The 23,108-nt window shown below is 33.8% G+C and carries 18 protein-coding genes; 12 read left to right on the forward strand and 6 right to left on the reverse strand.

Going from position 1 to position 23,108, the window contains the following annotated elements; genetic code table 11:
- The first annotated feature begins 25 nt into the window (after window positions 1-25).
- From MMJJ_RS09095 to MMJJ_RS09105, 3 genes are all read left to right on the forward strand, one after another.
- The gene (locus MMJJ_RS09095) at window positions 26-1,192 is read left to right on the forward strand and encodes an efflux RND transporter permease subunit (RefSeq protein ID WP_104838542.1); all 1,167 of its coding nucleotides are present in this window, start codon (window positions 26-28) and stop codon (window positions 1,190-1,192) included.
- On the forward strand, window positions 1,185-2,756 hold the full coding sequence (locus tag MMJJ_RS09100) for a COG1361 S-layer family protein (RefSeq protein ID WP_104838543.1): 1,572 nt from the start codon (window positions 1,185-1,187) through the stop codon (window positions 2,754-2,756). The genes MMJJ_RS09095 and MMJJ_RS09100 overlap by 8 nt, the downstream gene beginning before the upstream one ends.
- Window positions 2,757-2,877: 121 nt before the next feature.
- Entirely contained in the window at window positions 2,878-3,882 is a 1,005-nt protein-coding gene (locus MMJJ_RS09105) for an AI-2E family transporter (protein ID WP_244901532.1), read from the forward strand.
- A 5-nt stretch (window positions 3,883-3,887) separates the two neighbouring features.
- On the opposite strand, the gene MMJJ_RS09110 is transcribed toward MMJJ_RS09105, so the two are convergent.
- The gene (locus tag MMJJ_RS09110; RefSeq protein WP_104838544.1) at window positions 3,888-4,697 is read right to left on the reverse strand and encodes a PEGA domain-containing protein; all 810 of its coding nucleotides are present in this window, start codon (window positions 4,695-4,697) and stop codon (window positions 3,888-3,890) included.
- A 67-nt stretch (window positions 4,698-4,764) separates the two neighbouring features.
- Complete coding sequence (locus tag MMJJ_RS09115; RefSeq protein WP_104838545.1) at window positions 4,765-6,243, reverse strand: (R)-citramalate synthase; 1,479 nt, start codon at window positions 6,241-6,243, stop codon at window positions 4,765-4,767.
- Window positions 6,244-6,392: 149 nt separating this feature from the next.
- On the opposite strand from MMJJ_RS09115, the gene MMJJ_RS09120 reads away from it, so the two are divergent.
- Complete coding sequence (locus MMJJ_RS09120) at window positions 6,393-7,799, forward strand: aspartate kinase (RefSeq protein ID WP_104838546.1); 1,407 nt, start codon at window positions 6,393-6,395, stop codon at window positions 7,797-7,799.
- Window positions 7,800-7,837: 38 nt separating this feature from the next.
- Here the strand turns inward: MMJJ_RS09120 and MMJJ_RS09125 are convergent, their stop codons facing one another.
- The 4 genes from MMJJ_RS09125 to carB form a co-directional block, all read right to left on the reverse strand.
- On the reverse strand, window positions 7,838-9,085 hold the full coding sequence (locus tag MMJJ_RS09125; RefSeq protein ID WP_104838547.1) for a CBS domain-containing protein: 1,248 nt from the start codon (window positions 9,083-9,085) through the stop codon (window positions 7,838-7,840).
- Between the two features lie 205 nt (window positions 9,086-9,290).
- A complete protein-coding gene (locus MMJJ_RS09130) occupies window positions 9,291-9,590 on the reverse strand; it encodes a histone family protein (RefSeq protein WP_013999469.1) in 300 nt (99 codons plus the stop codon).
- 117 nt (window positions 9,591-9,707) lie between these two features.
- A complete protein-coding gene (locus MMJJ_RS09135; RefSeq protein ID WP_104838548.1) occupies window positions 9,708-10,775 on the reverse strand; it encodes an archaeosine biosynthesis radical SAM protein RaSEA in 1,068 nt (355 codons plus the stop codon).
- A gap of 64 nt (window positions 10,776-10,839) precedes the next feature.
- Window positions 10,840-14,085 (reverse strand): carbamoyl-phosphate synthase large subunit, encoded by a 3,246-nt coding sequence (carB, locus tag MMJJ_RS09140; protein ID WP_104838549.1) that lies wholly within the window; start codon window positions 14,083-14,085, stop codon window positions 10,840-10,842.
- 288 nt (window positions 14,086-14,373) lie between these two features.
- On the opposite strand from carB, the gene MMJJ_RS09145 reads away from it, so the two are divergent.
- From MMJJ_RS09145 to MMJJ_RS09180, 8 genes are all read left to right on the forward strand, one after another.
- A complete protein-coding gene (locus tag MMJJ_RS09145; RefSeq protein WP_104838550.1) occupies window positions 14,374-15,123 on the forward strand; it encodes an exodeoxyribonuclease III in 750 nt (249 codons plus the stop codon).
- Between the two features lie 153 nt (window positions 15,124-15,276).
- On the forward strand, window positions 15,277-16,944 hold the full coding sequence (locus MMJJ_RS09150; RefSeq protein ID WP_104838551.1) for a glutamate--tRNA ligase: 1,668 nt from the start codon (window positions 15,277-15,279) through the stop codon (window positions 16,942-16,944).
- Window positions 16,945-17,052: 108 nt separating this feature from the next.
- Window positions 17,053-17,949, forward strand: a complete 897-nt coding sequence (locus MMJJ_RS09155; protein WP_104838552.1) for an RluA family pseudouridine synthase — start codon at window positions 17,053-17,055, stop codon at window positions 17,947-17,949.
- Between the two features lie 22 nt (window positions 17,950-17,971).
- Window positions 17,972-19,228: a dihydroorotase gene (pyrC, locus tag MMJJ_RS09160; RefSeq protein ID WP_104838553.1), complete on the forward strand. Its 1,257-nt coding sequence runs from the start codon at window positions 17,972-17,974 to the stop codon at window positions 19,226-19,228.
- Between the two features lie 331 nt (window positions 19,229-19,559).
- Complete coding sequence (trpC, locus tag MMJJ_RS09165) at window positions 19,560-20,249, forward strand: indole-3-glycerol phosphate synthase TrpC (protein ID WP_104838554.1); 690 nt, start codon at window positions 19,560-19,562, stop codon at window positions 20,247-20,249.
- Window positions 20,249-21,214: an anthranilate phosphoribosyltransferase gene (gene trpD / locus MMJJ_RS09170; protein WP_104838555.1), complete on the forward strand. Its 966-nt coding sequence runs from the start codon at window positions 20,249-20,251 to the stop codon at window positions 21,212-21,214. Before trpC ends, trpD begins: the two co-directional genes overlap by 1 nt.
- Window positions 21,207-22,526, forward strand: coding sequence for an anthranilate synthase component I (locus tag MMJJ_RS09175; RefSeq protein ID WP_104838556.1), 1,320 nt, complete (start codon window positions 21,207-21,209; stop codon window positions 22,524-22,526). Before trpD ends, MMJJ_RS09175 begins: the two co-directional genes overlap by 8 nt.
- A complete protein-coding gene (locus MMJJ_RS09180) occupies window positions 22,507-23,103 on the forward strand; it encodes an aminodeoxychorismate/anthranilate synthase component II (RefSeq protein ID WP_104838557.1) in 597 nt (198 codons plus the stop codon). Before MMJJ_RS09175 ends, MMJJ_RS09180 begins: the two co-directional genes overlap by 20 nt.
- Window positions 23,104-23,108: the final 5 nt, after the last annotated feature.

Below are 23,108 nucleotides of genomic sequence, written 5' to 3' on the forward strand. Positions count from 1 at the left end.
GGTATTTTTAAATACTGGTGATTAGATGAAAGCCGAAAAAATCTTACAAAAAATAGCTGAGGCATCTGAACGACATCCTTTAAAAGTTGTCGCAGTTGTTATTGTCCTCACGATATTCATGGCTTTTTTAGCTACAGGTATTGAGTCTCAAACTGATTACGAAAAGATGGTTCCGCAAGATGATCCTGTAATTGTTGCTTTAAACGAAATACGGGATGAATTTGGCGGTACTGAGACTATAATGTTAGGGGTAAAACTAGTGCCCTCCGATAGCTCTGAAAAGGTAACCGATATCCGTGATCCGCGAGTTTTAGATCTTGTGGACTTTTTAGAACAGGATATTGGGAGTATGGATATGATAACATCCGTTAGTTCAAGAGCGGATGTTTTAAAGGCCTATAACAATGATGTTATTCCAAATGACATTGCAACCGTAAAGACAATTTATCAAAATCTGCCCGAAAGTTCTCGAGATGGTATATTTAACAACGATTATTCAATGGTTGTAGTTTATGCAACAACTGATGCGGGAACTGATGACAAAAAGATACTTGTTAAAGATATAAATTCACGATTGGACGAAGCTCCAATTCCTCCTGGAGTTGAAGTGATCACAACAGGTACTCCTGCACTGAGTGAACTTTTAAAGAGAATGATGGATGAAAGCCAGGCAGTAACGGGTCTTGCTTCGCTTTTAGCGATCTTTACAATATTATTATTGTACTTTAGAAATATTGTAAAATCAGTACTTCCATTAATACCGGTCGTGGTTGCAGTTATCTGGGCCGCAGGTTCAATGGCGATATTTAAAATTCCAATGGATACTGCAACATCTGTTATGGGCTCCCTTCTTTTAGGGCTTGGTATCGATTACGGGGTTCACCTGTTCCACCGATATGAAGAGGAACTTGGAGATGGAAAAAGCATGGATGAAGCAATAAATATTGCAGTAGTAAGTACGGGAAGTGCAGTTTTGGTAACTACTGCAACAACAATGGCAGGTTTTGCTGCATTAACAATTGCGCCATTATCAATGATGGCAAACATGGGTAAAGTCTGTACATTGGGTATATTCTTCTGTATGGCTGCAGTTATCTGTTTATTGCCTCCATTAATCGTAATTGAAGAAAGATACACAAGACCATTCCTCAAAAAACTTACCTTAAAATTAAAAGGTGAATCAAATGAGTAAATTATCAAAAATAATTTTAGCAATTGGGCTTCTGTCAATTCTTGTAACTGCAGTTTCTGCACTTGAAATTGACGAGCCACAGTATAACCCAAACGTTATACACCCTGGAGATGACGTTGATGTATGGATTGATGTCGCAAATGACGAAGGATCTGACGAAATAATTGAAGACTTAAGAATAAGCGTAGAATCAAACTATCCCTTTGAAGTAAAGCAAGTAAACCCGACAAAAGGCGTTTACGAGATTTCTCAATTAAATGAAGGGGAAAGTGATACAGCATACTTTAAATTACATATAAACGACGATGCATCATCAAGAGACTACAGGCTCGATGTAACGGTTTCATACGATATTGTGGAATACGATGGTGACGACAGACAAGTTATCTCAAAATCATACACAAAAATCTACTATATCCCAGTATACGGCCTTGCAAACTTTGAAATTAACTCAGATGGAGTTACTTTAACTCCTGCAAAAACTGAAAACGTTCAAATTAAGGTAACAAACAAAGGAACTGGAACTGCAAAAGAAGCAACTTTGACAATTGGTTCAAACGATTTAATAAACCCAATTGATACAACCAAGTTCTATCTGGGAAGTTTAAGCCCCGACATTACAAAATTACTCTCCCTTAATTTACATGCAAGCGGAGATGCAACTGAAGGATCATACCTAATTCCTGCAACATTATCATGGATTGATTCAGATGGAACCGAAAACTCTGAAGTAATAAACATAGGCTTCATTGTCGAAGGAGACATCAATTTAGGAATTTCAAATGTAATAACTGATCCTACTGAGATAAAAGCTCAGGAAACTTACGTAAAAATTGACGTTGATTTAACAAACAACGGACACGGCGAAGCTAAAAACATTGAAATTGATTTACTCTCAGAATATCCATTTAAAGACTCATGGAGTAATTCAAACTTCAAAAACATCGGAACACTAACTTCAGGAGATACAAAAACTGCAACATTCTATATCGATGTAGATAAGGATGCAGAGGCAAAACACTACTCAGTTCCATTAAATATCACGTATATGGACATATTCGATGAAGAACACTCTGAAATGGAGTATATTGATTTATATATCAAACCAAAACCAGTACTTGAAATCCTCCCAGAAACCTACACTTTAAAAGCAGGAGACGAAAACACAATTACTTTGACTCTCCAAAACACAGGCTCAGAAAAAGCTCAAAGTGTAAAAATAACGGCAATTAAAAACACAGCTCAACCATTTGAGTACACTCAAAAAACTGATTCAATCGGAACACTCGACACCAACGAAACGGGTGAAGGACAGTTAATAATCGATGTGGATTCAGATGCAGCAAATAAAGAGTATTTAATTACTGTAGAAGTTAGGAGCGTTGGAGACTCTGAAGAAGGAGACGACAATGTATACATTTCACAAAAAACTATTAGGGTAAACGTTGAAGGCGGAAGCAACTCAACACTAGTTTATCTAGTAGTATTGCTGCTTGTCGGTGGTTTAGGATACTATATGTACCTTAAACGGAAAAAAGGTAAAGCAACAGAAGAAACTGAATAATCTTTTTTAAATTTTTTAATTTTCTATTTTTTAATTTTAAATGTTTTACCAATTAGGTTTATTTAATTGTAAACCAAATGTCTATTGATGAGTAATTTTGAAATTCAGGGGATTGGTAATCTTGAACAGTAAAGAATATGATATTTTATCGCGATTATTTATGGTATTTTCATTTTTTGCACTCATTTACATGTTATGGCCGTTTATGGGGATTATTGCGCTTGCAGTTGCAGTTGCATACATGACAAAACCCCTTTATGATATTTTAAAACCAAAATTTGGAAGAACTTATGGTGCAATAATCTGCCTTCTTGGAATTGTAATTCCATCTTTACTTTTGGTTGTACTGGTTGCAGAAGATGTTGTAACGTTTTTACTTTCACTTGATATTGAAAATATCATTACAAAAGTTACTCCAATTTTAAATGATATTGGATATTTGAGGGTAGATGGTCCAGACGTTTCAAAACCGTTTTCTGATATCTGGAGTGTTTCAAAACCGTTACTCAATAGTTTTGCATCGCAAATTTCTTCAATCCCGTCATTACTGATGAAACTACTGTTCCTGTCGTTCATGACATTTTACTTTTTGAAAGATGGGGATAAACTGACGGATAGTTTTTTGATTTACGTTCCCGATGATAAAAAAAGGAATACTGCACTTTTTCTAAGTGAGATACACAAGGCTTTAAAGACGTTATTTATTGGAAACGCTGTTACCTCGGTAATTGTTGGAATTATTTCGATAATAGGCTATTGGCTTATTGGAATTCCAAACCCGATTACACTTGGTGCACTTTCAGGAATACTAAATATTTTGCCGGTGGTTGGTGGCTGGACAATATACGTTCCACTTACTGTATATTACTTGTTAACTGGAGAAATTGCTAAGGGAATACTTTTAGGATTATTTGGAATTGTATTTTTATCTTTAGCACCGGATTTTGCAATAAGGCCCCGTGTAATTTCAAAAGACGGAGATTTGCACCCTGCACTTGTTTTAATCGCATTTTTAATTGGACCGTTGGTTTTTGGAATACCGGGGCTTGCAATCGGGCCGATAATTGTTTCAACGGTGTATGCAATCCATAAAGTTAGAAGATTAATCGAAAAAAAGAATAATTAATATTTTTAATATTTATTTTTTGTAAATACAAATATTACAAATAATGCTGCTAAAAGGAAGCCTAAATAAACTAAAATACCTTCAAAACCAATGTTTTTTGAAATTTCGGAAACTTCAGAAATATTTTTTGAAGTATTTTTTGAAATGGATATATTTTCAGAAACATTTTCAAAAATTTCTATTTTTTCAGATTCTTCAAAATTTTTAAAAAGATCGTAGTTTTCGCCTGCATATACTGTGACTTTTTCTGAATAGTTTCCAAAAATTTCAGAAGAAAGCCTTAGAAAGTGGTTTCCTTCTTTAATTGATACGTTTAAGGGCGTGTTTCCCACATAATTTCCATCCACATATATTGGCATATTTTTAGGGTTTGAGTTTATAGAATAAATTCCGCGACCTTCACTTATTTTGTAGTTAAATTTTTTTTGAATGGTTTTTGGACCTACGTATACCTCATTTTCTGAATCATAATCGTAATACTGAATAAAAATTTTTCCGGATTTTTCACCGAGTTCTGCATTTTTTGAAGCATTTATTTTAAAAGATACTTTAATCACTGTTCCATCGTTAATAACTGGAATTTCGATATTTTTTGGAGTTATTTTTACGTTATCTTCGTAAATTTCAGGAACTGCCGTTATATTATATGCACTGGATACTCCACCAACTTCCTCAATTTCAAGATAAATTCTTTCAGTGCTTCCCCTTTCGATTTCAGGAGTTGAAGCGCTTGCATCAAGGTATGGCACTGCTGAAACTGAAACAATATTTAAAATAATACATATTAAAAGGATAAATAAAGATTTTTTAAACATGATTATCACGTTTAGATATATGTTTTAAAAGTTTAAAAAAAGTAAGGGTATGGTTTAAATCAACAGTTTAAATCAGCAAATTGATTCCATCCATCATGGCTTCAACAGACGCCATTACAACGTCTCCGTGTGCTTTTTTGACTTCTACAACTTCGTTTCCTTTTCTCAAGTGAACTACTACTTCAATTAAAGCATCAGTTCCTCCAGTCATTGCACGAACACTGTAATCTTCAAGTTCAATATCTGCAACTCCGGTGAGTGCTTTTTTAACTGCATTAATTGCCGCATCAACTGGACCAAGACCGTATGCTGCTTCACGGACATTGTCTTTGATATTGCAGTCGTTTGCAAATTTTAAGTTTATTGATGCAAGAGGCGATACTTTGTTTCCTGATACAACCGTAATTTCATCGAGAATTACTTTTCTTTCAAGTTCAACTCCTCGAACCTGATTTATGATGGTTTTTAAATCTACATCGCTAATGTATTTTCCAAGATCCCCAAAAGCCTTAATTTTTGAATATGTTTCTTCAAATTCTTCATGACTCAATCCAATGTTCATTATTTCAAGTTTATATTTTAAAGCAGCTTTTCCGCTGTGTTTTCCAAGTATAATTTTTCTCCTGTTTCCAACTGTTTCAGGATGAATTGGCTCATAAGTTTCCGTACTTTTCATAAGGCCGTCAACGTGAATTCCTGCTTCATGGGCAAAGGCGTTGTCACCAACAAGCGCCTTATTTGCGGGAACTGGAATTTTCATATATTTTGAAACAATTCTTGAAATTTTATGGAGTTTTTCAGTATCAATTCCAGTTTCTATATCGTACAGTGATTTTAAACTCATAACTACTTCTTCAAGTGACGCATTTCCTGCCCTTTCGCCGATACCATTAATTGTAACGTGGCACTGGTCTGCACCCGCACTTATTGCAGAAATTGTATTTGCGGTAGCCATTCCAAAATCGTTGTGACAGTGGATTGAAACTGGAATTTTTATTGTATTTTTCATTGTTTTTATAAGATCTATTGCTTTTAAGGGCGTTAAAATACCGACAGTATCACAAACACAGATTCTATCAGCTTTTAGTTCTTCTCCTTTTAAGAATAGTTCTTTTAAAAATTCAACGTCGCTTCTTGTTGCATCTTCTGCTGAAAGTTCGACGATTAAACCATGATCTTTAGCATACTCTACAGCGTGCATTGCATCTTTTAAATTTTCTTCACGACTTTTCCTTAATTTGTAGGTCATGTGGATGTCTGAAGTTGGAACGACTAAATGGACGCTGTCAACATCACAGGAAAGTGCAGCATCAATATCTACTGGAAGGGCCCTTACAAATGAAGATATTTCAGCATTTAAATTCTGCCCTGTAACCAGTTTCATGGCTTCTCGTTCCCCTTTTGAGGTTATTGCACTTCCTGCCTCGATAATATTTACACCAAGTTCATCAAGTTTTATTGCCAGTTCGAGTTTTTCACTTGGAGATAGTGAGACCCCCGGAGTTTGTTCTCCATCCCTCAATGTAGTATCGAATATGTTAACCATTTTATCCTCTCGCACCATTAGTTTTAGTATTTAGCCAATTGAATGATAAGTTTAAATAATATTTCACTGATTAATTGATAAACCATAATATTTGAAGTATGGAACATGAATCAATATATTATAATTTATTATTTAAAAGGTGGTGTTGTTTGGTTACAGTGATGAAATTTGGTGGAACCTCGGTCGGTAATGGCGATAGGATAAGGAATGTTGCGAAAATCGTTGTAAATAAGACAAATGAAGATAACGATGTTGTAGTTGTAACCTCCGCAATGACACAAGTTACAAATTCGCTTGTAGAAATCTCTGCTCAGGCACTCGATGTACGAGATATTGCAAAAATAAACAACTTTATTGAAGATTTAAGGCGAAAACACGAAATTGCAATAGAACAGGCAATTGAAAACCATGAAATAAGGGTAGAAGTTTCAAAAACGATAGAAAGTTCGATAAACGAGTTAGAGAAAGTGCTTGTCGGAGTTTCATACCTTGGAGAGTTGACTCCAAAATCAAAAGATTTTATTCTTTCATTTGGTGAAAGACTTTCCGCTCCAATTTTAAGCGGTGCAATAAGAGATATGGGAAAACACTCCCTCTACCTTGCAGGAAGAGATGCAGGAATTATTACAGATGATAACTTCACATGTGCAAAAGTTTTAAGACTTGAAGTTTCTGAAAAAATCAAACCTTTATTAAAAGATGGATTTATCCCCGTAGTTACTGGTTTTGTTGCAGGAACTGAAGACGGCCACATCACAACTCTTGGAAGGGGGGGAAGTGACTATTCAGCAGCTTTGGTTGGTCTTGGATTAACTGCAGATATGGTTGAAATATGGACTGATGTTAGCGGTGTTTTATCGGCCGATCCAAGAATGGTCGAAAATGTAAAACAGATTCCAAAAATGTCCTATATTGAAGCAATGGAACTAGCATACTTTGGTGCGAAAGTTCTTCACCCAAGAACAATGGAACCAGTAATGGAGAAAAAAATACCGCTTAGAATCAAAAATACGTTTGAACCAGAAAACAAAGGTACCTTAATCACCGATTCTTCAGAAACAAGCAACGGAATTATAAAAGCAATCACTACCATTAAAGATGTAATTTTAATTAACATATTTGGTGGCGGAATGGTTGGAGTCAGCGGAACTGCTGCAAGAATCTTCAACGTGCTTGGAAAATCAAATGCAAATGTAATATTAATTACACAAGGTTCATCTGAAACAAACATTTCGATTGTAATTTATGATGGGGAACTTGAAGCTAAAAAATGTGTTAGGGAATTAAGAGATGAGTTTGGAGAGTGCCACCTTATAAAAGATATAACTTTTGATAAGGAGGTATGTGTCGTTTCAGTTGTTGGTTCTGGAATGAAAGGCGCAAAAGGAATTGCAGGAAAATTGTTTGATGCAGTTTCAGAAAGCGGTGCAAACATAAAAATGATTGCACAAGGTTCATCCGAAACAAACATCTCGTTTGTAATCAACGATGACAAACTTGAATCATGTTTAAAAACGCTTCACAAAACATTTGTTGAAGATGAAATAAACTTTTAAAAACTCTTAATTTTTCTAAAAAATAAATAAAAAAAGAATTACTCCTCATTTTCGGGAGTTTCAATAGTTTCTGAAAATTCTTCAGCCATTATTTCTTTTTTACCAACATTTAATGATTTGGACTGTCTTTTTTCTTTATCAATGTTCATCTGTTTTTTTACAGAATCAAGCGCATCTTTTAATACTTCAATAAAGTCCCATCTCTGTTTTTCGGCAACTAATTCCATTTCTTCGCCGTCCCAGTCTATTCTTTTGGTTGATGAAAGTTTTGGTTTTCCTTCTGCAACGTAAAGTTTTCTTGGAGTTTTTACGTACGTTTTTACACTGTAGTTTGGCACTCCACCTTTATCCCTTTCTTTTTTAACAGCTAATTTAATCCAGTGGATTTTTTTCGAATAAATGGCAATTTTCTTAATTTCATTAAATAATATCCTTTCTGCAAGTTCTCTCTGGTCTTCGTCAAAATCACCTTGAATTTCAACTTCAACCATTGATTCAGCTCTTAAATCCCTTAAGTATTTTAAAATATCAAGTCTTGTAACGATACCTCTTAATGTATCGTTTTTAAATATTGGAATTCCTCTAATATCTTGTTGTTCGAGTATTTCTGCTACTTCCGCAACTGAATCGCCTATATTTGCAGTAATAAGTGGTTTATTTATTATCATTGATACGGGCTGGGCCATTCTAGGCACTTTATTGCCAGTAAGTTCTCCAACTGTCATTTTGGTTTTTGGTTTGAAGACTTTTTTAACGATATCGTCTTCTGTAACCATTCCAATAGGCTTTCCATCCATATCGAGTACAATTAGTCTTCCGATGTTATATTTCATCATTAAACTTCTTGCCTTACCGATACTTTCATCGATATCAATTGTGACGGGGCTTTTCGTCATTATTTTATCGATTTTAACGTCTTTCAAAAGCTCTGACTCTGCTGCGCACTTCATGACATCGTAATCAGTAATAATTCCAATTAGTTTGTCATTTTCGTCGATAACTGGAGCTACTCTCTGACCGCTGTTAATCATTTCAAAAGCGGCATCAATCACCTGCGTATTCATTTTTACACAAAATGGTCTAAACATCAGATCTTCAACCTGTTGATGCACAGAGTTTCCAAGTAGCAAATCATGCATTGTTACTAGATATATGTCATCATCTTTCTCAACTATCAAATTATGGAATTTTTTGTTTTCCATAGTTCCGACAGCTTTTGATATTGGCGTATCAGGACTTACTGTAACAACGTCTTTTGTGGCTATGTCAATTACTTGCTCTTTCAAGACTTTCACCCCTTTTCGAGTCCATGGTATATTTTATGATTTTGAGATTTTATATGGTTTCCGATATGATTTTGAAAAAGCAGTGATAATTCTCCGTTTTGGCGGGTTAAGAAGAGTATATTGATATTCATGGAATTAAATATTTAAGTTAAAATTTGTATGTTAATCATAAATTCCGTTGTTTTAACAAAAGAACCATTAATAATTAATATCTTTCAAGTTCATTTGCAATAACATTTAAAATTTCGTTTGTAAGCATGTTGACTTTTTCAGTTCTTTCTGAAACTTCGATCACTTTTTTCCTTAATCTTTCAGCATCACACTGTTCGATGTCTCTTGCTTTTAGTGTTTTTCTTTTGTCTTTTGCAGCATTTTCTTCAGCGATTTTTGTAGTGGTTACAACCATTTCCTGTAAAATTTCAACTAATGCTACGACAGATTCAGCTGATACATTCATATCAGTATTTTCTTTCATAATTCTTTTAACGGTTCCTTTTGGTATCATAATAAGACCTCTTATTTTATCTTTAGAATCATATGGCATTTAAATTATTTAAACCTTATATAAAACAGTAAATCAAAAATGGGAAAATAACACAAAAGAATATTTAAAAAAAATAAATTAAATTAATTTTTCATCGCCAAGCGGTACAATATTTTTCTGTTCGTATTCCATGTACTCAATCCACTCTTTTTTACAGTCGCATTCGATATCAAGTTTTTCAATTTTTTGAGTAACTGTAAAATCATTGAATATATCTTTTATTTTATCGTTGCAGGTGCAGTCAATATTGTTATGTGCTCCCCTTTTTGAAGAAACTCCTGCAGTATCACACATTACGAGAGCATCAGGGTTTTTAGACTTTACTTCTTTTAAAATTTCTAAAATACTCCATAAAAATGGTGGTCTGTACTGATTTTTTTTCCAGAGAGTTTCAATTAAAGTTCCTTTGTGAATTGATGCAGGACAGAAAGAAATTCTGCTGCAGCCCATTTCGATGCATTTGTTTGCAGTGTCTATTGCATCAATAATTGCCTCTTTTTCGGAAATAAATGGGGGTTTTATCAAAATATATGCTTTTATTCCTACATCGTATTCTTTTGCGACGGAAAACGCATTTTCAATTGTTTTTGTAGGAACACCTTTGTGAATTGCAACATTTCTTATTTTTTCATTTAAACTTTCGATTCCAACACCGATTTCAATGTTGCATGAAAGAATATTTTTTATCGATTCCATGTTTTCAGGAGTTACAAATTCAGCTCTTGATTCAATTGCAACTTCCTTTGCACCCATTTCTTCGATTCTTTTAAAGATATATTCTCTCGTTTCAAGAGGGATTTCAAAAGTATCCAAAAAACTACCTGACGTAAATAGTTTTATTGACATATTTTTATTGAGCTGATCTTTATATTTTTCAACTGCAGAATCGAACTGGTTTTTCAAGTTTTCAGAAGTAATTTCGGCAGGGGATGCGTCCATTAGGTAGCTGCACATCGTGCACCCTCCGCTATCGTATGCCCATTTACAGCCCTTTGTTCTTAAAATTATTGTAAAGCTTTGTCCAAACGTTTTATCGCGAAAAACATCGTCTTGAATCCAAACTGCAATCGGATAATCAGGATTTCTTTCTTTTCGTTTTTTAAGATGTTTTTCACGGATATTTTTTAAATAATCAGCCATAGACATAATATCTCCTCAAAATAAGAAAATAATTTAATAAAAAATTTAAAATAAAATAATCGGGGTTTAATTAATTTTCAAGTTCATTTAATGAATAAACTCCAAGTTCTCCAGATTTAATTGCTTCGATAGCTTTAATTGCAGCGTATGCTCCTTGTAATGTAGTCATGCATGGAATGTTTAATTCAACTGCAGCTCGTCTGATGAAGTATCCGTCAGTTTTAGCTTTGTCTCCTGAAGAAGTGTTTATAATTAAGTCGACTTCTCCTTTCTGCATTAAATCAAGAACGCTGTTCTGCATGCTTTCTGAGATTTTTCTAACTTCTCTTACAGGAATGTCAAATAACCGAAGCTCTCTTGCAGTTCCTCTTGTAGCAACGATTTCAAAGCCTAAATTGTGGTATTTTTTAGCAATTTTTGTAATGTTGTCTTTATCCCTGTTCCTTACGCTTATAAAGACAGTTCCGGAAGTTGGAAGTTCCATGTTTGCAGAAAGCTGGGATTTGTAAAATGCTTTTCCAAAGTCCTGATCAATTCCGATTGCTTCACCTGTTGACTTCATTTCTGGGCTTAATACAGGGTCTACTCCTGGAAGTTTTAAGAATGGAAATACTGCTTCTTTAACGCTTACATATTTTGATTTAGCAAGTCCAAAATACCTCATTTCTTTTAATTTTTTGCCCATTATTGCATTTGTTGCAATTTTTGCAAGAGGTACTCCAACTGATTTACTTACATAAGGAATTGTTCTTGAAGCTCTAGGGTTTGCTTCGATAATATATACAACGCCGTCTTTTACGGCATACTGGATGTTTAATAATCCAATTACGCCAAGTTCCAGTGCAAGTTTTGTTGTATGTTCCGCAATTTTTTCAATTACTTCTTTTGAAAGAGTTTGAGGGGGAATTACACAAGCACTGTCCCCACTGTGGATTCCAGCTTCTTCAATGTGTTCCATAATCGCGCCAATAAATACGCTTTCTCCATCGCACACTGCATCGACATCGACTTCAACAGCTTCTTCTAAGAATTTATCAATTAAAATCGGGTGATCTGATGAAACTTTAACAGCTTCTCTCATGTAATCTTTTAAATCTTCCGTGTTATAGACAATCTGCATTGCACGACCTCCCAACACGTATGAGGGTCTAACAAGTGCAGGGTATCCGATTCTTTCAACAACCTTAAGAGCTTGCTCTTCACTAAATGCAGTTGCACCATCTGCCTGAGGTATTTTCAATTTTTCAAGCACGTGTATGAACTGATCTCTATCTTCTGCAAGGTCGATTGATTGGGGGGAAGTTCCTAAAATGTTTACTCCTGAATTGTAGAGTTTCATTGCAAGGTTAATTGCGGTCTGTCCACCGAATTGAACGATAACTCCAAGTAACTGTCCGTTTTTATTTTCATTTTCAATTATATTCATTATTTCTTCGTAAACTAATGGCTCAAAGTATAATTTGTCCGAAGTATCGTAGTCAGTACTTACGGTTTCAGGGTTGTTGTTTACAATTATTGCTTCGATTCCAAGTTCTTTCAGTGCAAAAATTGCGTGAACTGTTGAGTAATCAAATTCAACACCTTGTCCGATTCTAATTGGTCCAGAACCTAAAATTATTACTTTTTTTCTGTCCGAGGATACGCTTTCGTTCTGTTCTTTATCGAAGTACCTTTCGTATGCTGAGTAGTAGTATGGTGTTTTAGCTTCAAATTCTGCTGCACAAGTGTCCACCATCTTGTAAACTGGAATTACTTCGAGTCTTTTTCTAAGATCCCTTATCTCATTTTCAGTTTTTGAAAATATTTTTGAGATTTGAACGTCTGAAAATCCTAATGATTTTGCTTTTAAAAGGATTTCTTTTAATTTTTCGTCATCTACTGGAAGTCTTGAAATTACTTCAAGTTCTTTTTTACAGTCGATAATTTTTTTGATTTTTTCAATGAAAAATGGATTTATTCCAGTTCTTTCACAAATTCCGTCAACACTCCATCCTTTATCGAGTGCGTAAGCAATTACAAAGAGTCTTTCATCTGTAGCATGTTCTAAAATATCAACAATTTCAGAATTCGAGTATTCTTTGTCTTTTCCATCAGCAATTATTCCAAATCTTCCGATATCCAAACTTCTAACTGCTTTTTGAAGAGCTTCTTCAAGGTTTCTTCCAATTGCCATGATTTCTCCCGTGGATTTCATGGAAGTTCCAAGTTTTTTGTCAACAGTTCTAAATTTATCAAACGGCCATCTTGGAATTTTTACTACAACGTAGTCTATTGTAGGCTCAAAGCTTGCTGGTGTTTCTTTTGTAACGTCATTTTGTATTTCATCGAGTGTTCTTCCAATTGCAATTTTTGCAGCGATTTTTGCAATCGGGTATCCTGTTGCTTTACTTGCAAGTGCAGAACTTCTTGAAACTCTCGGATTTACTTCGATTACAACGTAATCAGTCATTTCAGGGTTTACTGCAAACTGAACGTTACAGCCACCTTCAATTTTCAAGTGTCTGATAATTTGCAATGATGCATCTCTTAATTTTTGGTGGAATTCATCGCTTAAGGTCTGTGAAGGCGCAGTTACGATACTTTCTCCAGTGTGTATTCCCATTGGATCGATGTTTTCCATGTTACATACAACAATGCAGGTATCGTTTTTATCCCTCATTACTTCGTATTCGTATTCTTTCCAGCCTAAAAGACTCTGATCAATTAAAACTTGTTTGATCATCGAGTATTTTAATCCTTTTTTTGTAATTTCAATTAATTCGTCTTCGTTATTTGCAATTCCACCACCTGTTCCTCCAAGGGTGAATGCAGGCCTTACAATTGCAGGATATCCAAGTTCCTTAGTAGCTTCAATTGCTTCCTCAACACTATGGACAGCTGCAGATTTTGCAATAGGTTGGTTAATTTCTTCCATTGCTTTATTGAATAAATCTCTATCTTCTGAAGTTTCAATTACGCTTTCAGTTGAACCCAAAAGTTCAACACCGTGTTTTTCCAAGATTCCGCGTTTTGAAAGTTCCATTGCAAGATTTAAACCAGTCTGACCGCCCATTGTTGGGAGAATTGCATCAGGCTGTTCTTTTTCAATGATTTTTTCCAATATTTTTGGATTTAATGGTTCCAAGTAAACCTTATCTGCAATATTTGTATCGGTTTGAATGGTTGCAGGGTTTGAATTTACTAAAATTGTATAAATTCCCTCTTCTTTTAAAGATTTACAAGCTTGCGAGCCAGAAAAATCAAACTCTGCTGCCTGTCCGATAACAATGGGGCCAGAACCCAAAATCATTACCTTTTTTATATCCTCTCTTTTCAAAATTCCACCTTAGGATACTTTTCCATATAATATGTTATTCTCGTTTTTAAACTCTATGCTAATATAAAATTCAAATTGTCAAAGTATATCCAAAGACCAATATTTAAATTATCCGCTCGAAATAATTTCAAATGTTCCGAATCGATTGAAATAAAGTTTTATAAAATTATAAAAAAATAGAATTTAATTAAAATGTTACTAATTCAGTTGCGAGTTTTGCGAGTTTTTTTCTTTGTAATTTTAAAGACATTATGGTATTTTATAGGTTTTTCAGCATAACAATATTTTATGAAAATGTTATCGTGGAATGTAAATGGGATTCGTGCATGTTTGAAAAATGGCTTCATGGATTTTTTAGAACGTGAAAGTCCTGACATCATGTGCATACAAGAGACAAAAGTGCAAAGTGGACAGGTCCAGCTTGGACTTGACGGTTATTTTCAGTACTGGAATTACGCAGAACGAAAAGGTTATTCTGGAACTGCAATTTTTACAAAAATAAAACCAAATAACGTTATATTGGGGATGGAAAACAGTGAGCACAACAATGAAGGAAGGGTAATTACTCTTGAATTTGACGAATACTATTTAGTGAATGTTTACACTCCAAATTCTCAAAGGGGCCTTACAAGGCTTGAATATCGGCAAAAATGGGATGAAGACTTTTTAAATTACATAAAAACCCTTGAAACTAAAAAACCAGTGGTATTTTGTGGGGACTTAAATGTTGCACACAAAGAAATCGATTTAAAAAATCCGAAAACTAATGTAAAAAATGCAGGATTCACTCCTGAAGAAAGAAGTGGGTTTGACAATATTGTAAATTCTGGATTTTTAGATACTTTCAGGGAATTTAACAAAGAAACTGATAATTATTCTTGGTGGAGCTACCGATTTAATGCAAGGGCAAAAAACATAGGCTGGAGAATTGATTATTTTTGTATTTCGAAAAGTTTAAGGGATAATTTAAAAAATGCATTTATAATGCCTGAAATAATGGGTTCAGACCACTGTCCTGTGGGAATTATATTTGAATAGATCTTCTGAAAAAATCTGTTCCTTACTTTTTTATTTTTTAAAGATATTATTCTAGAGTTATTTTAATTTTTAAAATCGATAAGCTTTTTAAGCGATACCGCATTACATTTAAGAGAACAATTTTTGAAAAGGATTTTAGAAACAGTGATAATTATGAAAGATACTGTAATGGCATATCTACTTGAAAATTCGATTAAATTCAAAGGAAAACCAAATCCAAAAGCTGCAATGGGAAAAATACTTGGAGAAAACCCTGATTTAAGAAGTAAAGTTAAAGAAGTAAACCAGGTTATTTCGGAAGTTTTAAAAGAAATTGAAACAATGTCCCTTGAAGAACAGCAGGCAAAATTAAACGAACTTGCTCCAGAAGGGTTTGGACAAAAAACAGAAAGAAAAAAAAAGGAAATTGAACTGAAAAACGTTAAAGGAAATGTTGTAATGAGATTTGCACCAAATCCTTCAGGACCCCTTCATATCGGACACGCAAGAGCATCCGTATTAAACGACTTTTTCTCAAAAAAATACAATGGAAAACTTGTTTTAAGACTTGAAGACACCGATGCTAAAAGAGTTCTTCCAGAAGCTTACGAAATGATTCAGGAAGATTTAAAATGGCTTGGAGTAAAAGTCGATGAAGTAATTGTACAATCAGAAAGGCTTGAAATTTACTACGAATACGGTAGAAAATTAATTGAAATGGGACACGCTTACGTTTGCGATTGCGATGCAGATGAATTTAGAACTTTAAGAGAACAGGGAATTCCTTGTAAATGTAGGGATACTACTCCAGAAGAAAATATTGCATTATGGGAAAAAATGCTCGCTGGAGAACTTGATAATGTTGCAGTAAGATTGAAAACAGATATTGCACACAAAAACCCATCAATTAGGGATTTTCCAATATTTAGAATTGAAAGAACCCCTCACCCAAAAAATGGAACAAAATATCACGTATATCCTTTAATGAATCTTTCAGTAACTGTTGATGACCATTTGCTTGGTATGACACACGTTTTAAGGGGAAAAGACCACATAGTAAACACAGAAAAACAAGAATATATTTATAACTACCTTGGATGGGATATTCCAGAATATGTTCACTACGGAATTTTAAAAATAGAAGGGCCTGTTTTAAGTACTTCAAAAATGCATGCAGGAATTTTAAGCGGAGAATACTCCGGCTGGGACGATGCAAGGCTTGGAACATTGAGGGCTCTCAGAAAAAGAGGAATAAGGCCAGAAGCACTCTACAAATTAATGGTTGAAATTGGAATAAAACAAGCAGACGTTAGATTTGCCTGGGAAAACCTTTACGCTGCAAACAAAGATATAATCGATAAAGATGCGAGAAGATTCTTCTTTGTAGAAAGTCCGAAAAAATTAGTAATTTCTGGTGCAGAAAATAGGAAAATTGATCTTAGAATGCACCCTGATAGAAGCGAACTTGGAAACAGGGAACTGTTATTCGACGGCGAAATATACGTTTCAGACGATCTTGAAGCTGGAAAAATGTATCGACTAATGGAATTATTCAATATTGTTGTTGAACGGGTTGAAAATGATATTATCTATGCAAAATACGACAGCGATGACTTTAAAGTTGCGAAAACTAATAAAGCAAGTATCATTCACTGGATTCCTGTAAAAAACAGCATTCCTGTAACGGTTATCGATGAAAATGCTGAAAAAATAGAAGGATTTGCAGAAAAAGACTTTTCAGTTGTAAAAGAAGATGATTTTGTCCAGTTTGAAAGATTTGGATTTGTAAGAATTGACGAAAAAGAAGATAATGGATATACCTGCTATTTTACCCACAAATAATTTAACTTTTTTAGATTTTAATTTATTTTTAAAATTCACGATTTTTTTAATATGAATTTATAAGTAATTTAAAAAGATAAACTAACTTTAAACAACAAGTGATTTCAAATGGAAAGTCAAAAAAAGATTTTAAAACTAACAGTTGATTCAAAAATTGTTGGAAACAAGTTAATCGATGTTTTAAAGGACAATTTTGAACTTTCAAATAAAATGATAAAAAAATTTGACAAAGAAAATAAAATTTTTGTAAATTCTAAAAATATCTCCTTAAAATCAAAATTAAAAGAAAATGAAACCGTTTATGTTGAAATTGATTGTGGAATCAATACAATTGATCCCGAAAACTTAGCCCTAAATATAATTTACGAAGATGACGATTTATTGATTGTCGATAAACCAAAAAATATGGTTGTTCACCCTACTAAAAATGTGCTATCGAAAACACTTGCAAATGCAGTTTCAAATCACCAGAAAATAAATAATCAGAACTACAAAATAAGATTTGTAAACCGTCTTGATATGGACACTACTGGACTTTTAATCATTGCAAAAGATCCATATTCTCATCAACGTCTTGCAAAACAGATGGATGAAGGAATTTTGGAAAAGATATATATTGCGGTAGTAAATGGGCATCTGGATTTAAAAGAAGGAATTATTGAAGATTCAATCGATTTAAATGACGACGGTATAAAAAGAGAATTATCTAATGTTGGAAAAATTTCTAAAACTAAATACAAAGTAATCGAAGAACTCAAAAATGCATCAATTCTTGAAATAAAATTACTTACCGGCAGAACTCACCAGATAAGGGTGCATTTATCAAGTACTGGAAATTATATAATTGGAGATACTCTTTATGGTGAAATTTCTAATTTAATTGAGAGACAAGCTCTTCATTCGTATATTTTAAGATTTATTCATCCAATTACAAAAGAAAAAATGGAATTTTCATCAAAACTGCCAGATGATATGGAAAATCTCATAAAAAATTTGAAAGAGTAAAATTCGTGTGTTGTGGGAAAAAATGGTACTTTTAAAAAATGGAAAAATCGTGTCTGAGAATAAAATAACTGAATCTGATATCTTAATCGAAGATGGAATAATTCAAAAAATTGAAAAAAATATTGATTATTCTGGTGAAATAATTGATTTAAAAGGAAATTATGTTTTTCCAGGAATAATTGATTCACACGTTCACTTTCGTTGGGGAAATCCCGAAAAAGAAGATTTTGTTTCCGGAAGTGAAGCTGCAATTGCTGGTGGAATTGTTTATGCAATAGATATGCCAAATAACACGCCTCCTGTAACTACAAAAGACATATTTTACAAAAAAATGAAAGAAGGAAATGAACAAAGCAAGATAAATTTGTATTTTGCTTACGGAGTTACGGAAAATAACTATTTAGAAAATGTCGAAGAAGCGATATTTTATAAAATTTTTATGGTAAAATCAGTCGGCGACCTTTTTATTAGTGATTACTCAAAATTAAGGGAAATTCTTGATCAAAACAAGATTTTTGCAATTCACGCAGAACATAAAAGTATAATTTCCGAAAATTCCAAAAAATACGAACTAAATAGTTTCGAAAACCACTGTAAAATCAGAAGTCGAGAAAGTGAGATTGAAGCAGTTAGGGAAGTTTTAAATGTTTTACAAAAAATTGATAAAGAAAGTAAAAATAAGCCTCACGTTCATTTCTGCCATATTTCAGTTAAAGAAGCGCTTGATTTAATAAAAAATGCCAAAAAAACTTTTAAAAATGTAAAAGTTACTGTTGAAGTGTCCCCTCACCATTTATTTTTAAATTCAAAAATGGCCGAAGATTTGAAAGGATGTGGAAAATTTAACCCTCCATTAAGGGAAGAAGCAGATAATCTAGCACTATTAAATGGAATTATCGATGGAACGGTGGATATCGTTGCAACGGACCACGCGCCCCATTTAATCGATGAAAAACTAAATTTGGTCGAAAACTGCCCTTCAGGAATTCCTGGAATCGAAACACTAGTGCCATTGATTATGAATTTGGTAAACGAAGAAAAAATTTCAATTTTTGATGCATACAGAGTTTTATCAAGAAATCCTTCAGAAATTTTTAAAATAAATAATAAGATCAAAGTTGGAAATAACGCGAATATGACTGTTGTTGATATGGACAAAGAATACAAAATATCTGCCAAAGATTTTAAATCAAAGGCTAAATTCACGCCTTTTGAAGGAAAAACCGTTAAAGGAAAGCCTTCTGCAACATTGGTTAATGGGAAGATATATATATTATAATCTTTCTAAAACATATTATACTATGTAAACTTTAGAACGGTGGTAAAATGACGTATAGGTCGGAACAGTCGGAAACAAAAGTAGAATCATTATGTAAATTAAGTTCATTTGAATGTGTTGTTTTATTCCAGTGGTGGCAGTAATCACTGTGTAATTTGTTAGTGGACGCTATAGTCCGGTTAATTAGTATTTTTGCAGTTGTTATCAAGAATTTAGAGATATCAGTATAGTTAATATTAATATATCTAACAATACGGATTAATATAAAAATTCTAAGTATCGACTACACGGTTCATCAATTTATTCAAGATTTAAATTTTAGAGGGCAGTTATGACCATAAATTTTAAAAAACAGGCAAATGCCATAAAAAATTTTGACAAAAACCCAATAATCGCGGAAATTAAAGTTCATTCTCCAAAATATGGCGATTTGTTGAAAGGAAGATCTGAAATGGATATTTTAAGAATATATGAAGAAGCTGGAGCAGTTGGAATTTCATATATTACTGATAAACAGCATTTCAACGGAAACTTTGACATGTTTAAAAAGATCTGCGAAAACACCGAACTTCCAGTTTTAAGAAAAGATTTTCTAACAACAAAAGACGAAATTGAAAAAACAGCAAGTGCCGGGGCAAGTACCGTTTTGATAATTGCAAGATTATTGAAAGAAAAAACAGCTGAATTTGTAGATTTTGCACTCGAATGCGGGCTTGATACGCTTGTTGAAGTTCATAACACAGAAGAAATTGAAATTGCTAAATCTACGAACACAACAATGATTGGAATAAACAACAGGGATATTTCAAAATTGGAACTTGATGATGGAACTGTTTCACTAACTGAAAATCTTGCAGATTTAATTCCAAAAGACAGAATTCTTGTCAGTGAAAGTGGAATTGCTAATTTAACCGATTTAAAAACTGCATTAAAATATGCAGATGCTGCATTGATTGGAACATCATTCATGACAGCCGAAAACCAAAACGAGTTCGTAAAAAGTTTTGTTGAGGGAAAATAATGTTAAACAAACTAATTGAACGTGAGAATTTATCATTTGAAGAATCATATGAATTATTTAACATGCTTTTAAATGAAAGTGAAATGAGAATAGCAGCTTATTTGGTGGCATTACAGACAAAAGGCCTAACTGCTGATGAAATTGCAGGATTTGCAAAAGCAATGAGGGATAATGCAGTTAAAATTGACCTTGGGGAAGTTACTGACACTTGCGGAACTGGCGGGGACGGTTCAAAAACAATAAACGTGAGCACAGCAGTTTCAATAATTCTTTCATGTTTTACAAAAGTTGCAAAACACGGAAACGTTTCAATTACTTCAAACAGTGGTTCGGCAAATGTTTACGAAGCACTTGGCTGTAAAATTCCAGAAACTCCTGAAGATGCAAAAAAATCAATGGATAAAACAAATTTCGCATTTTTGTTTGCTCAAAAATACCATCCTGCACTTAAAAAAATAATGCCTGTTAGAAACGAACTGAAAGTAAAAACAATATTTAATATTTTGGGACCTCTTGCAAACCCTGCAAACCCAAAATACCAGATACTCGGAGTAAACTCTTCAGAATTATGTGATAATGTTGCAATTGCGTTATCAAAAGTTGGGGGCATTAAAAAAGCGCTTGTGGTATATGGTAATGGACTTGATGAGTTAACTCCAAATGGCACTTCAAAGATAACTGAATATGACGGAAAATTTGACACTTACGAAGTAACTCCAAAAGACTTTGGATTGAACTACTCAAAAATAATTCCTTGTGAAAGTCCTGATGAAAGTGCAAAAAGATTAATTGATGTATTTTCGGGAAAAATCAATGAAGACAGGAATTTTATATTGATGAATGCTGCAGCTGCACTTTATACTTCAGAAATAGCGTCAGACTTCTTAGATGGTGTTGAAATTGCAAAAGAAGCGATCGAATCTGGAAAAGTCCTTAAAAAACTTGAGGAGATAAGAAATGTATAAATTGGATTATGTAAATCCTCTAAAACTTTATGGTGTTTTAAGGGATGAAGGAAAATATCCAGTAATGCTTGAATCAAGAGCTAAAGGGCAGATTAATGCAAGGTACACCTATATTTCTTCAAATCCCGAATATATGCTCAGAATTGGTAATAAAACCAAAATGGACAACGAAACGATTTCAAAAGAAAGCAACCCTTTCAAAGCTTTAAAAGAAAATTTCAAAGTTACTCAAAAAGGCGACAGATTCACCGGCGGATACGTTGGATATATTGCATATGACTGTATCCATAACTACATTGGTGGAAAAATCGAGGAACCTTCGGTATTTGGATACTATGACCACATGTATGTTTACGATCATGAAACAAGGAATTTTTACTACCATTCTGAAAATAACAACCCAGAAGAATTAAGAAATGCTGAATTAACTGTTGAAAAAGCAAAAAATTTCAAAATCGAAGAGGAAGACGGCGGAATTGAAGTTTTGGGTTGCGATGCGGACTTAGACGACTATGTAAAAATGGTTGAAAAAACTAAAGAATATATTTATGCAGGCGATGCTTTTCAGGTCGTTCCTTCAAGAGAATATCGCTTGAAAAATGAATTTTCTGCATTTCAATTGTATAGGAATCTTAGAAAAGTAAATCCAAGTCCGTACATGTTTTTGCTCGAATTTGATAAGGACGTTGTTGGAGCATCACCTGAAACAATGGCTTCGGTTCAGAATAATATCTTAAAAGTAAACCCTATTGCAGGGACTACTGCAATTGGAAAAACTGAAAGCGAAACTCAAAAATTGGCAGAAGCACTCTTAAAGGACGAAAAAGAGCGAGCAGAACACATGATGCTTGTTGACCTTGCAAGAAACGATGTCAGAAAAGTTTCAAAATCTGGAAGTATTGTGCTTGAAAGGTTTTTCGATGTTGTAAGGTACAGCCATGTTCAGCACATCGAAAGTGAGGTGCTTGGAACATTAAAAGACAATTCGACAATATTTGATGCAATAGAAGCTGCATTCCCGGCAGGAACTCTAACCGGAGCTCCAAAATTCAGAGCAATGGAAATTATTGATGAAGTTGAAAAATCAAGAAGAAAAATTTACGGCGGAGCTGTAGGTTATTTCTCAAACAGCGGCAATGCGGACCTTGCAATTGGAATTAGAATGGCAGAAATTGACAGCGTTTGCAGAGTACGAGCAGGCGGAGGGGTTGTTGCTGACTCAGTACCTGAAAATGAATACTACGAAACAGAGCGGAAAATGGCCGCAATGATGAAAGCACTGGGTGTTCAAAATGATAGTGATAATAGATAACAAAGATTCGTTTGTATGGAATTTGGCAGACTATGCATCGATTTATGATTCTGTAAAAGTTGTTCCAAACACGATTTCAATTGATGAGTTAAAAAAATTGAATCCTGATGGAATAATTATTTCACCAGGTCCCGGAGCTCCAGAAAACAAAAGAGATGTTGAAAACTGTCCTGAAATTATAAAAACTATGGATGTACCCGTTCTTGGAGTATGTCTTGGACACCAAACAATTGCACACATATTTGGCGGAAAAGTTGGAAGAATTCCTCCGGTTCACGGAAAATCAAGTTCTGTAACCCACGATTCAAAAGGAATCTTTAAAAATGTGAAAAATCCATTTACTGCTGGAAGATACCATTCTTTATCAGTTTTAAAAGTTCCTGAAAATTTTACAGTTACTGCAACGACTGATGACGGAACAGTCATGGGAATAAGGCATAATGATATGCCAATCGAAGGAGTTCAATTTCACCCTGAAAGTGTATTAACAGAATTTGAAGAAAAAGAAGGGCTAAAAATTATTGAAAATTTTGTGAAATTCGCTAAAACATATAAATCTTTTAAAAAGGAAATTTAAGTGAA

The organism is Methanococcus maripaludis (assembly GCF_002945325.1).
Lineage (GTDB): Archaea > AGJL01 > Methanococci > Methanococcales > Methanococcaceae > Methanococcus > Methanococcus maripaludis.

What these genes read in the sequence shown, in the direction of transcription:
- MMJJ_RS09095 (WP_104838542.1), top strand. Translation starts at nt 26, where the DNA reads ATGAAAGCCGAAAAAATCTTACAAAAAATAGCTGAGGCATCTGAACGA.
- MMJJ_RS09100 (WP_104838543.1), top strand. Translation starts at nt 1,185, where the DNA reads ATGAGTAAATTATCAAAAATAATTTTAGCAATTGGGCTTCTGTCAATT.
- MMJJ_RS09110 (WP_104838544.1), bottom strand. Translation starts at nt 4,697, where the DNA reads ATGTTTAAAAAATCTTTATTTATCCTTTTAATATGTATTATTTTAAAT.
- MMJJ_RS09115 (WP_104838545.1), bottom strand. Translation starts at nt 6,243, where the DNA reads ATGGTTAACATATTCGATACTACATTGAGGGATGGAGAACAAACTCCG.
- MMJJ_RS09130 (WP_013999469.1), bottom strand. Translation starts at nt 9,590, where the DNA reads ATGATACCAAAAGGAACCGTTAAAAGAATTATGAAAGAAAATACTGAT.
- MMJJ_RS09135 (WP_104838548.1), bottom strand. Translation starts at nt 10,775, where the DNA reads ATGTCTATGGCTGATTATTTAAAAAATATCCGTGAAAAACATCTTAAA.
- MMJJ_RS09145 (WP_104838550.1), top strand. Translation starts at nt 14,374, where the DNA reads ATGAAAATGTTATCGTGGAATGTAAATGGGATTCGTGCATGTTTGAAA.
- MMJJ_RS09150 (WP_104838551.1), top strand. Translation starts at nt 15,277, where the DNA reads ATGAAAGATACTGTAATGGCATATCTACTTGAAAATTCGATTAAATTC.
- MMJJ_RS09155 (WP_104838552.1), top strand. Translation starts at nt 17,053, where the DNA reads ATGGAAAGTCAAAAAAAGATTTTAAAACTAACAGTTGATTCAAAAATT.
- pyrC (WP_104838553.1), top strand. Translation starts at nt 17,972, where the DNA reads ATGGTACTTTTAAAAAATGGAAAAATCGTGTCTGAGAATAAAATAACT.
- trpC (WP_104838554.1), top strand. Translation starts at nt 19,560, where the DNA reads ATGACCATAAATTTTAAAAAACAGGCAAATGCCATAAAAAATTTTGAC.
- trpD (WP_104838555.1), top strand. Translation starts at nt 20,249, where the DNA reads ATGTTAAACAAACTAATTGAACGTGAGAATTTATCATTTGAAGAATCA.
- MMJJ_RS09175 (WP_104838556.1), top strand. Translation starts at nt 21,207, where the DNA reads ATGTATAAATTGGATTATGTAAATCCTCTAAAACTTTATGGTGTTTTA.
- MMJJ_RS09180 (WP_104838557.1), top strand. Translation starts at nt 22,507, where the DNA reads ATGATAGTGATAATAGATAACAAAGATTCGTTTGTATGGAATTTGGCA.